Origin of the sequence: Salinibacter sp., from assembly GCF_036626415.1 — a bacterium.
Classification (GTDB): Bacteria; Bacteroidota; Rhodothermia; order Rhodothermales; family Salinibacteraceae; genus Salinibacter.
In genome coordinates this window covers 37,349-48,913 of the sequence record NZ_JAZKRW010000006.1, presented here as the reverse complement: position 1 = coordinate 48,913, position 11,565 = coordinate 37,349, and the positions used below count along the sequence as shown (strand labels likewise).

Sequence of the window (11,565 nt, the reverse complement as noted above, 5' to 3'; positions counted from 1 at the left end):
CAGCAGCCGTCAAGTGCGCCGGCCTCCGCGGGCGCACCAGCCTCGGGCGGCGCACCGGCGGCCAACGAGGCCGCCCAGGACGACACGTCTACGGCGCCGGCGCAGGACACGACCGAGAACGGCACGGCCGAGGCGGGGGCGACGGAGGCCGCCGCGGAGGAGCACGTGGTGAAGGCCCCGATCGTGGGGACCTTCTACCGCGCCCCGTCGCCCGACGACGATCCGTTCGTCGAAGAGGGCACCAAGGTGGATGAGGGCGATGTGCTCTGCATCATTGAGGCGATGAAGCTAATGAATGAGATCGAGTGCGAGGCCTCGGGAACCGTCAAGGAAATTCTGGTCGAAGACGCCGAGCCGGTCGAGTTCGACCAGCCGCTCTTTGTGCTGGACGAAGGGTAACGAGTTTCCGTCTGTGCTTGTGGCTCCCGAGCGATCCGAAGTCGTTTGCTTTTCGAGCCTGTTCGAAGCTCTTGCTCTTGCTGACCTGAAGGACCGGGGGCGGTCTGGATTGTGATCTTCTGATGCGTGGTGCGTGAGGCCCTCCACCTCGAGCAATGACGCCACACTCCTCACGCGTCACGTTTCACGATTCACTTCTCCCGAAACCCCGCACCTCACACAGGACCCTGCTGATCCCGAATGAGTGACTTCCAAAAAATTCTCATCGCCAACCGCGGCGAGATTGCATTGCGCGTGATCCGCACCTGTCACGAAATGGGCATCAACACCGTGGCGGTGTACTCGACCATCGACCGCGACGCGTTGCACGTTCGCTTCGCCAGTGAGGCCGTGTGCATCGGCCCAGCGGCGTCCGGGGAGAGTTATCTGCGGCCCGACCGTCTCATCGCCGCCGCGGAGGTGACAGGGGCCGACGCCATCCACCCCGGCTATGGCTTCCTTGCTGAGAACGCCGAGTTCAGCCAGATCTGTGCCGACAATGACATCGAGTTCATTGGGCCTTCCGCCGACACCATCGCGCTGATGGGAGAGAAGTCGAGGGCGAAGGAAGAGATGAGCAAGGCGGGCGTGCCCATCGTGGAGGGGTCGGACGGCACAATCGACGATCTGGACACGGCCTACGAGGTTGCCACCGACATCGGGTTTCCCGTCATGGTGAAGGCCGCCGCGGGCGGGGGCGGCACCGGCATGCGGTTGGTGCGGGAGGCTGAGGGGTTCGAACGGGCCTTCAACGGGGCCCGCTCCGAGGCCGACGCGGCCTTCGGCAACCCCGCGGTCTACATTGAGAAGTTTGTGGAGAAGCCGCGCCACGTCGAGATTCAGGTCCTGGGCGACGGGCAGGGCAACGTAATGCACTTCGGAGAACGGGAGTGCTCCATTCAGCGCCGTCATCAGAAGCTGGTGGAGGAGTGTCCCTCCCCGATCATGGACGAGGAGCTCCGCGAAGAGATGGGCGCGGCGGCCATTCGGGGGGCGGAGGCCGTAAACTACGAGGGCGCCGGCACGGTCGAGTTTCTCGTCGGGGCCGACCGCAACTTCTACTTCATGGAGATGAACACGCGCATTCAGGTGGAGCATCCCGTGACCGAGGAGGTCACCGACTGCGACCTCGTAGAGCATCAGATTCGGGTGTCGATGGGGGAGACTGTCGATTCGAACGAGCGTCCCCCCATGGAGGGACACGCCATCGAGTGCCGGATCAACGCCGAGAACCCCTTCCAGAACTTCAGTCCCGCCCCGGGTGAGATTACGGCGTTCCATCAGCCCGGCGGGCATGGCATCCGGATTGACACAGCGGCCTATTCGGGCTACCGCATCCCGCCCACCTACGACTCCATGATCGCGAAGCTGATTGCCTACGGCAAGACCCGCGAGCAGGCGATCCGGAAGATGCGCCGGGCGCTCGACGAGTTTGTGGTGGAAGGCGTGGACACCACGATTCCGTTTCATCAGCAGTTGATGGACGACCAGCGGTTCAACGAGGGCAACTTTGACACCCGGTTCCTCGATGATTTTGAAATGAGCCCCGCCCCGGCGGCGGTGGCGGAGTAGGTTGAGGCCATCCCCGCAGCGTTTGGAGGGGAGGCTTCGCGCCCGATCCGCAGCACGACCAAGAGATCCGCAGCACGACCAAGAAAAGCGCGCCCGTCTCTCCACGGTCCGGGTCCGTCCGCATTCTTCTTTCAGTTGGTTCCCAGGTGCCCCCATGCCGTCCACAACCCATTCTGTACAGTTCAACAAGCGCGTGGCCGCGATGCAGCCGTCCGCCACCCTCGCCATGAAGTCGCGTGCCGAGGAGCGGCGGCGGCAGGGGCACCCGGTGGTCGCCCTGAGCGCCGGCGAGCCGGATTTTGACACCCCGGAGCCGATTGCGGACGCGGGCGTGGAGGCCATCCGGAACGGATTTACGAACTACACCGAGAATCCGGGCACGCTGGAGCTCCGAGAGGCGATCTGTCGCAAGCTCGACCGCGACAACGACCTGTCGTACACGCCGGAGCAGGTGGTGTGCTCGAACGGTGCGAAGCAGTCCCTCGCCCTCGCCATCCACGCCCTCTGCGACGAGGGCGACGAGGTGCTTATTCCGGCGCCCTACTGGGTGAGCTACCCGGAGATGGCGCGCTTCAGTGGGGCCGAGCCGGTGACCGTGTCTACGGATGTGGAGGCGGGATACCGGCTCACGCCCGAGGCCCTGGAGGACGCCATTACCGAGCGGACGCGTCTGCTCGTCCTGTGCACCCCGTCCAACCCCACGGGGACCGTCTATTCGCCCGACGAACTGGCGGCGCTCGCCGACGTGCTGCGCGACCACGAGCAGGTCTACGTGGTGTCCGACGAAATTTACGAATACGTGCTCTACGACGCCGAACACCGCGCCTTCGCGTCGCTTCCGGACATGAAGGATCGAACCGTTACGGTGAATGGCTTCTCCAAGGGCTTTGCGATGACAGGGTGGCGGCTGGGGTACATGGCCGCGCCGGAGCCAATCGCCGGGGCCGCGGGCAAGATTCAGGGCCAGTTCACCTCGGCCCCCAGCAGCATCACGCAGAAAGCGGGCGTGGCGGCCCTGGAGATGGACAAGGGGCCGGTGCGCGAAATGGTGTCCGCCTTTCGACGTCGGCGCGACGTGGTCCTGGAGCGCCTCCGCGCCATCGACGGGGTGCAGTGCCCCACCCCCGAGGGGGCATTTTACGCATATCCGGACGTGTCGGCCTTCTTCGGGGCCGCAACGCCCGACGGCTCGACGATTGAAGACGGAGGCGACCTGTGCTTTTACCTCCTCGAGGAGCAGAACGTGGCCCTCGTGCCGGGCCCGGCGTTCGGAGAGCCCGACGGGCTTCGGCTTTCCTACGCCTCGTCGATGGACGACCTCGAAACGGGGCTGGACCGAATTGAGGCAGGGCTCGCCGCGCTTCGCTGAGGGGGCGGTCCGAGCCGCGTCGGCCCCCGATCGTAGTTCTTGCTGATGTACGTTTTCGCCTGTGGAACCGAACCAGTCCGTTGGGGACGCCCCCGCGGAGGCCAACACCGACTTCGACTCAGCACCGGCAGCCGCGCCTCCATCGGCGACTGACCGCTACTGGCTGCACCTCCTCCTCTTCGTGCTCACGGTGGCGTCTACGGTCTACGTAGGGGCCTCGTGGTGGGCCAACCGACTGCTCCACTACGAGGCGCACGACCAGACGATCTCGCTCTTCTTCCTGACCCTCAATCAGGCCTGGCTGGTCGACGGGCTGCGCTACGCGATTCCGCTCGTCGGCTTCCTCACGGTGCACGAGTTTGGGCATTACTTCGCGGCGCGGTATCATGGGGTGCGCACGTCCCTGCCCTACTACATCCCCTTTCCCTTCAATGGCATCGGCAATTTCGGGGCCGTCATCAGCATTCGCCAGCGCATTCCGAGCACGCGTTCGCTCTTCGACATCGGCGTGGCCGGGCCCCTCGCGGGCTTCGTGGTTGCGCTCGGCGCTCTGATCTACGGCTTTGCCACGCTTCCGCCCCCCGAATATCTGCTCGACCTTCCGGGCCACGAGGCGCTGAAGGCGCACATTCGGCAGTACGGGACGTTTCCGGACACGCACCCGGCGTCGAGCGACGGAATGCCGGTCCTGGTGGTGGGCTTCACGCCGCTCTACTGGGCCCTGTCGCAGTTCTTCGTGAACGTGCCGCCGATGTACGAGATGTACCACTACCCGGTCCTCTTTGCCGGGTGGCTCGGGCTGTTCTTTACGGCGCTCAACCTGCTTCCGGTGGGGCAGCTCGATGGCGGGCACGTACTCTACGCCCTGCTGGGCGACAAGTGGCACCGCCGCTTCGCACAGGCCTTTGTCTTCGTGCTGCTGTTCTCGGGGGGCATCGGGTTCATGGAGGGCGTGCAGCAGTCGCTCCGCGACGTGAGCCCGTGGCTGGGGCGGTCGTCGTGGATCCTCCTCGCGGCCATCTATTACGGCTACCTGTACAAAATCTTCGGGGGGACCGACCGACGGACCTGGGCGGGGCTGGCAGGGCTTCTGGGAGCCGTCGCTGTGGCGATGACGCTCGGGGCGACGGGCCTCGGCTGGACGGGGTGGCTGGTGTGGAGCCTCTTGATTATCTTTCTCGTCCGCGTGAAGCATCCCCCGGTGCTGCGGCCCCAGAACCTCACGCCCGGGCGTCGGGTTTTGGGCTACACGGCCATCGCCATCTTCATCCTCTGCTTTAGCCTGCAGCCGCTGGGTACACTCTGACGTTCCGGGTCGAGAAGGGGGGAGGCAAAGGGCCTGGGGGGCGTCACCGTCATTCTGCTTGACTGAACTGTGTTGTCCATGCAGGACCCATTCTTGTCCATTCGGGGACGCCTGCTGGGGGCAGTGCTGCTCATGGGAGGGGCGTGGGCACTGGGCGGGTGCGACACGGTGCCGGCTCCGGAGGAGACCCAGCGGCCTTCGGTCTCGAACCTTCAGCTCGTTCCCGACAGCCTCCACCAATCGGACCTTTCCCCCGATCAGGTCCGAGACTCTCTGGCACGGGACACCCTGGTGATCGGGGTGCAGGCCACCGACCCGGACGGATCGGTCGAGCGCGTCGTGTCTGTCATTGAGCCGTCGTCGAACCCGCGAAGGGTCCTCTCGACACGATTGCCCCCGGTCGAAGAGACGCTGTACGGGGCTGGGGTGCCCCTCACACTTCCCCTCGTGGATGAGATCTACACGGTGCGCGTCTTTGCCGTGGACGACGACAGCCTGTCGAGCAACCAGGTGACCGGGCAATTTCGGTTTGTGCCGACGGATACGGCGGAGGCCACGGGGGACTCGGACGCTCTTCGCAGGCAGGTGAACGGCCGCCCAGACGACTCGTGAAACGCATTCTCATCTGGCTTTGTGTGTTGGGGTTGGGATCCGCACCGGCGTGGGGCCAAGACTCGCCGCGCCTGCAGGAGCTGCGGCCGACGATGGGCCTGGCGAGCAACACGGTCCAAGAGTTGGCGTCGGCGGGCGATTCGCTCTGGGTGGGGCCCCTACTCACGGTGTACGCGGAAGAGGACGAGCGCCTGTTCACGCCGGACGACCCGGTGGTGGAGGAGAGGCTCGGGACGGGAAGCAACATCGTGCTCTCGCTGGCCACCGAGACGGGGCGAGAGGAACGGCCGACCGTCTGGGCCGGCCTCGCGTTCGACACCGGGGGCAGCACCATCGGGGCGGGGGGATTCTTGGTCTCCACGGACGGCGGAGAGTCTTTTGCCGAGCGCCCGGCGCCGCTCGACGGCCCGGCCGACTCAACGGTGACCTATGGAACCTCGACGCTCCCGGCGGTGCCCATTACGCAGGAGGCCGGGAGTCCGCCCCGGGACCTCGCGATTGAGCCCCGGGCCGATACGGTGTGGGCCGCCGCGGGGCGCAGCGGCCTCCGGCGCTGGACGGCGCAGGACTCGGCCTGGACGCGGAGCGTATTGCCGCCGGACACGAGCACCCGCGTCGATCCGTCTACGCCCACCGACTTTCTCGTCGCTCCGCCCCTCGACGACGGGCGCGGCTTCCAGAACCATCGCGCCCTGAGCGTGCTGGTGGACGAGACGGGTACGGTCTGGGCTGGCACCGTAGCCGGACTCAACCGCTCTACGCCGGAGGACGTGGGGCCGTCCGGCGATCGGGCCTGGCGCCTCTTCCGGCCGGACGGCACGCCGAACAGCCTGCCGGGACAGGTGGTGCTTGGGCTGGCCGAGCAGCCCCGCCCCAACGGGCGCAACCCTGTATGGATCGCCAGCCTACGGACCGACGGCGGGAGCGTGCTTCAGCGCAGTGGGCTGGCGGTGACCCCGGACGGCGGCGCTACCTTCCGACAGCCTCTCGTGGGGGAGCAGGTGAACGACGTGGCGGCCCGGCGGACGCGGGTCTACGCCGCCACGGAGAACGGACTCTTCGTGTCCGACACCCAGGGGAAGACGTGGCGCACCGTCGAGGAGGTGCTGCTTGCGGAGGCGAATCAGGCCTTCCCGGGGACGATAACGGCCCGGGCTGTGGAGGTGACCCCCGCGGCGCTCTGGGTCGGCACCACAGAGGGGCTGCTGCGCCTCGATCGGGCCGATGAGCCGCGGCTGCTCGCGGAAGATCCCGAGGCGCCCCCGCCCGAGTGGCAGCTGTTCCGGACCGAGGTGCCCGTCAACCCGGAAGAGCCGACCGAGCAGGTGCCTGACGTGGAGACGTACGCTTACCCGAACCCCTTCGTCCCGTCGCGCGACAATGTAGTGCGGATCGTGTACGACGTCCCGGAGCCGCAGACGGTCGAGGTGTCGATCTACGACTTCGGAATGAGCCGTGTGCGCACCCTCGAAGAGCAAGAGCCGGCCGGTCGGCAAGAAACCGTCTGGGATGGGACCGACGCTTCGGGCCTCCGCCTGCCCACGGGCACGTACCTCTACACGGTTGAGGTGGGAGGCACAACGGTACGGGGCAAAATTTTGCTCACGAACTGAACGGTCCGCGCGCCGCCGCCCTTTCTTCACGTCCTCGTTCTTCCATGCAGAATTGGTTTCTCACATTGCTGGTTGCTCGTTCGGGGCGGCGGGTGGCCCTGAGCGTTCTGCTCGGGATCGGGATCATGGCGGGCGGACCGGTCTCGGCAAGCGGCCAGGACGTTGGCACGGGGGCGTTTTCGCGGGTTGGGTTCGGGGCCCGGGGCCTGGCGCTGGGCAACGCCCTCGTGGCCGACCCGTCTGCGGACGTGAGTCCTCACTACAACCCCGCCCTCCTCCCGTCGGCCTCCGGCCAGCGGGTCTCCGCGTCTGCCGCGCTGCTGTCGTTCGACCGTGAGCTGCAGTTTCTCGAGTTTGCGGCGCCCCTCGGCCCGACCGCGGGGATCGGGCTGAGCCTCACCCACGCCGGCGTCAACGGCATTGACGGCCGCAATGCGGACGGCGCTCGCACCGAGACGCTGTCGACCGACGAGTTTGCGCTCTCGCTCGCGTTCGGCAACCGCTTCGCGGACTGGCTCGCGGTGGGCACGACCCTCACCCTGTACCAGTCCGACCTGTTGCCCGAGGTGGATCCTGTTCGGGGCTTCGGGGTCGATTTGGGAGTGCGTGTGCAGGCGACCGATCGGCTCTCTGTGGCCGCCGCCGTGAAAGACCTGCTGGCCCGGTACGAGTGGGACGCGGCCCCAGTAGGAGGCGGAAGCCACACGGATCGGTTTCCGGTGCGGGTGCAGGTGGGCGGCAGCTACGCGCTCCTCGACGACCGCCTCCAACTACTGGCGGAGGTGGAGTCCCGCTACACGGCGCGGGACCGGCGCGTGCAGCAGACGCTCGTGACCTCTGGGGGCCCACGGGCACGGACCCGCACCGAGTCGTTTCTCCTGCACGGCCTGCGGGGGCGGGTCGGGGCTTCCTACCGTCCCCTCGAGATTCTTCGGATTCGGGTGGGGGTCGACCGTCTTGGGGTAGACGACACGAGCGGCCTCCGCCCCAGTGCCGGGTTCGGGCTGCGGCAGTCGGTGGGGGACCTGGACCTTCGTGTCAGCTATGCGGCCACGCTTGAGCCCCACGTCCGATCCATCATGAATACCGGAACCGTGGAGCTTTTCCTATAGGGCACGGGGGAGAACGCGAGCCGGGGATCCGTGATGTTCTTCTCATCCGAGCTGGGCCCAGAGCTCGAAATAGGCATCGAGGCCCTTTCCGGTTACCCCCGTCCGGATCCGGAGGGTGCACCACAGGTCGAGCAGCATCATCTGTGCGGCGTGGATGGGGACGGCGATCCAGAAGGACCGGCACCGCCAGACGAGGGCGCCCAGCGCGATGCCGCCCACGACGGAGAGCAGCGCCTCCGGCCACGGCTTCGTAACGTGGAGGGCGGCGAAGGGAAGCGCCTGCACAAAGATGGCCGACAGCCCGAAGGCCGGCGCGGTGCCGAAGAGCACAAACCCGCGCCACAGGTACTCCCAGCCGATCCAGTAAAACAAAAACAGGGCCTCGTAGATCAGGAAGAGGCCCCAGTCCCGGGTTGCCGGCTGGTAGTGCGGGTATTGCTCCTGAAAGGCCGCCCCGTCGGAGAGGACCCAGGTGCCCACCGCCACCACGGGCAGGTAGAGGGCCGCCACGACGCTTGCCACTCGCCAGTCGCCCAGGCCCAGGCCCATTTCGGCACGGTTGTCTGCGAAGAGGGCCCGGAAGGCAACCGCCGGGACCACGAAGCCGAGCAGGCCCTGCATCCCGAACCACCAGCCCCACCCCGCGAGCCCGTGCCAGTCCGGAGGAAGGAAGGAGGCCAGGTGGGTGCGAAAGAGCCCGCGATCGCCCAGAATAAACTGGAGGACGACGAGCACCGCCGCGCTCGTAAGGACGAAGGTCGTCTGCCCGTCGAGGGAGACGGCGGCCCGGTGGAGGCGGTCCCACTCACGGCGGACGCGGGCAGCTAGGGTGCGCAGCATGGGAGGTGGGGATTCGCGATCACGGGATCGGAGAGGGAAAGGCGTGGCCACTGGAGTTGTGGCCCCTATAGAGCATCCACGTGCCCTCACGGCCGGCGGGCGGACGGGGACGGGGCAACGTCCAGAAACCGCGCGAGGAACTCGTAGGTCCGTACGAGGCGGTCCAGCCGGGTGCGAGGCGAGGCCGAAGCGGACAGGTCGTGCCCGACGCCGGGGTACCGCACGTACTCGACGGGGCGATCCAGGATCTTGAGGCGTTTGTAGAGGCGCTCGCCCTGGGACGGCCCGACCCGCCGGTCGGCCCCGCCCTGCATCAGCAAGAGCGGCGTGCGGATCAGGTGGGCGTACGTGAGTGGCGAGTTGGAATGAAGCGCGGTCCAGGGGGTTTGTCCGGTCGAGTCGGGAGACGAAACGTTGGGGGCTAGCACAGGATCGCCGAGCGAAAACGGCGGGACGTCCTCCCACGGGTACCCGCCAAACTCTTGCGGCACAAGATGCCACGCATGGCCGCCGTCCAGCAGTGCCGGAAGATCATACACGCCATTGAGCGCGACGCCGGCCGCGAACCGGTCGGTCTGGCCAAGGAGCCAGGCGGTGAGGGTGCCCCCATAGCCGGTGCCGGCGAGGGCCACCTGCGTCGAGTCAATCCAGGACCGCGACGCGATGGTGTCCGTCAGGGCGAGCACGTCTCGGGCCGGGCCCGGGCCCCAGTTTTGGTCGTTCGCCCGCCGGAAGGCCGTTCCGAAGCCGGCCGAGCCCCGAGGCAGCACCTCGACGATCCCCAGTCCTCGGCCCGCGAGGTACTGCCGCTCAAACCAGGTCTCCGGCGTGTACGGAGCACTTAGTTCCGGCGGCCCGCCGCGGGCCTGCACGAGTAGGGGATGCTGGAGTGAATCCGCAGCGGCAGCCGGACGCGTGACCCACCCCGTGATGTTGAGGCTGTCATGAGACGCGGAGACGCGCTCGGAGGTCGCGACCTGCCGTTGGGCCAGCCACTCGGCGTTGGGCGTGGCGAGGGGCCGCTCGTTGTTGAAGCTGACCGTGTTGGCGTAGAGGGCGGAGGGGGTGGTGGGGTCCGTCGAGGCGTAGACGGCCGTGGCGTCGGTCACGTCGAACGCGTGCACGGCTCGCGCGGCTGGGGTCATTTGTTGGGCCGCGGCCGGTCGGACCATCGTTGAGTCAAACGTGAAGGTGTCGCGCGATGTGGGCTGGTCGGCGGTCATGCTCGGGCTCTGGGCAGGCGGGGACCCGTCGGTGGTATCCCGAGCAAAAGGGGTAAAACGGTAGAGGGACCGTCCGCCGCCCGACGGGGCGATTGCGTAGAGGTACCACCCATCGGCCGACCACTTGAACGAGGCAATGTTGCGATCGAGGGTACTCGTGACAATGCGGGGCTTCGACCGGCCGTCCAGGGCAAAGAGCCCAACCTCGGCGGGCGCGTCGCCCGGCGGGGACAGGGCCTGGAGCCGGAAGGCCACCGTATTCCCGTCGGTCGTGACGGTTGGGGCCGTGAGGGCGTAATCCTCGAGGCGAAGCAAGCGCTGAAGCCGGCCTCGGTCGAGGTCGGCCACGTACAGGTTGCGCTGGCGGACGCGGTCGGGGGGACGATCTGTGGAGGGCGTGCCGCTTACGATGACCTGCCCGCCCCCAGGCAGCCAGTCGGCCTGCCCGTACGAGCGGTAGCCGCCCGTAACCGGTTGGGGGGTGGGACGTGGCGGCTGGCCGGAGCGGAGGCCGGTCGGAACGTCGACGACGTAGTGATGCCGGTAGGTCGGGGTCGGCTGGAGCTGCCGCTCTCCGTGTATCTCAAGGCGAGACGATACGAGGGCCGCGCCGGAACGGCGATTCTGGTGCATCCACCGTCGGACCTGTGCGAGGTTTCCGTCCGGCGTGGCGGCGGTGTCGGGCCGAACGGCGACCGTCGTGGTATCGGGGCGGAGCCGAAGCTGGTCGAACAGGGCCCGCAGGCTATCGGGGGACAGGGCCGTGAGGCGATCCACGGCCGGGGCGGCGAGGGAGTCCGGGATGGAAGAATGCTGCGGGGTCCGCAGGGTGTCGGTGGTGTCTGCCGGCGTCTGGAGGCGCCCATCCGTGTCGACAGCAAGGGTGTCGAGGGGATCGAGCGTTTGGGCGTGTCGAAGCACCAGGAGCGTGTCGGGCGCGGGGGCGCGAACGGTGTCCGACGCCGTCCGGCCGGGGCGCTCACTAACCGGGGAACGGCCTGTTTGTCGGTGGATCGTCGATTCGGGGACGGGGCTCGCGAAGAGCAGTCGCTTTCCATTGGGGCTCCACTGGGGAGCCTGGGCGCCGTGCGAGAGGTCGGTCAGCTGATACGGAACGCCCCCATCGAGAGGAACCACGAATACCTGCGGGGTGCCGCCGACGGGGCGCACGAAGGCGAGATGCGTGCCGTCGGGATGCCAGGCGGGCGCGCGGACATCGCCCCTGCCTCGAGACAACAGGCGCGGGTCATCGCGCCCACTCGTTCGCGTGACGTGCAGCCGCGTGCGGGGCGTGGCGGACCGGGCCGGCGTGAGATGGCGCACCGTATACGCCACGGAGCGGCCACGGGGGGACAGTGCGACGTCCCTCACCTCCTGCATTCGGTACAGGTCCCGGGCCTGAACGGCCTGCTCCTCGCCCGAGGGGACCTGAGCGAGTGCGGGGGATGAAGGAAGGAGGCCCGTCAGGAGACCGACCAAA

Annotated in this window: 9 protein-coding genes; 7 read left to right on the top strand and 2 right to left on the bottom strand. The window is 67.6% G+C overall.

Annotation, left to right across the window (positions count from 1 at the left end; genetic code table 11):
* From accB to V5A20_RS01805, 7 genes are all read left to right on the top strand, one after another.
* On the top strand, positions 1–399 hold a 399-nt coding region (accB, locus tag V5A20_RS01835), incomplete at its 5' end, for an acetyl-CoA carboxylase biotin carboxyl carrier protein (protein WP_332326602.1).
* A gap of 240 nt (positions 400–639) precedes the next feature.
* A complete protein-coding gene (gene accC, locus V5A20_RS01830; protein ID WP_332314802.1) occupies positions 640–2,010 on the top strand; it encodes an acetyl-CoA carboxylase biotin carboxylase subunit in 1,371 nt (456 codons plus the stop codon).
* 154 nt (positions 2,011–2,164) lie between these two features.
* A complete protein-coding gene (locus tag V5A20_RS01825; RefSeq protein WP_332326601.1) occupies positions 2,165–3,379 on the top strand; it encodes a pyridoxal phosphate-dependent aminotransferase in 1,215 nt (404 codons plus the stop codon).
* A 61-nt stretch (positions 3,380–3,440) separates the two neighbouring features.
* Complete coding sequence (locus V5A20_RS01820) at positions 3,441–4,685, top strand: site-2 protease family protein (RefSeq protein ID WP_332314800.1); 1,245 nt, start codon at positions 3,441–3,443, stop codon at positions 4,683–4,685.
* A gap of 78 nt (positions 4,686–4,763) precedes the next feature.
* A complete protein-coding gene (locus V5A20_RS01815; RefSeq protein ID WP_332314799.1) occupies positions 4,764–5,297 on the top strand; it encodes a hypothetical protein in 534 nt (177 codons plus the stop codon).
* Positions 5,294–6,910: a FlgD immunoglobulin-like domain containing protein gene (locus V5A20_RS01810; RefSeq protein ID WP_332326600.1), complete on the top strand. Its 1,617-nt coding sequence runs from the start codon at positions 5,294–5,296 to the stop codon at positions 6,908–6,910. Before V5A20_RS01815 ends, V5A20_RS01810 begins: the two co-directional genes overlap by 4 nt.
* Positions 6,911–6,954: 44 nt before the next feature.
* A complete protein-coding gene (locus V5A20_RS01805) occupies positions 6,955–8,022 on the top strand; it encodes a PorV/PorQ family protein (RefSeq protein ID WP_332314797.1) in 1,068 nt (355 codons plus the stop codon).
* A gap of 42 nt (positions 8,023–8,064) precedes the next feature.
* Here V5A20_RS01805 and V5A20_RS01800 read toward each other — a convergent pair whose 3' ends face one another.
* Complete coding sequence (locus V5A20_RS01800) at positions 8,065–8,862, bottom strand: CPBP family intramembrane glutamic endopeptidase (RefSeq protein ID WP_332314796.1); 798 nt, start codon at positions 8,860–8,862, stop codon at positions 8,065–8,067.
* 86 nt (positions 8,863–8,948) lie between these two features.
* Positions 8,949–11,564, bottom strand: a complete 2,616-nt coding sequence (locus tag V5A20_RS01795; protein WP_332326599.1) for a S9 family peptidase — start codon at positions 11,562–11,564, stop codon at positions 8,949–8,951.
* Between the last annotated feature and the right edge of the window lies 1 nt (position 11,565).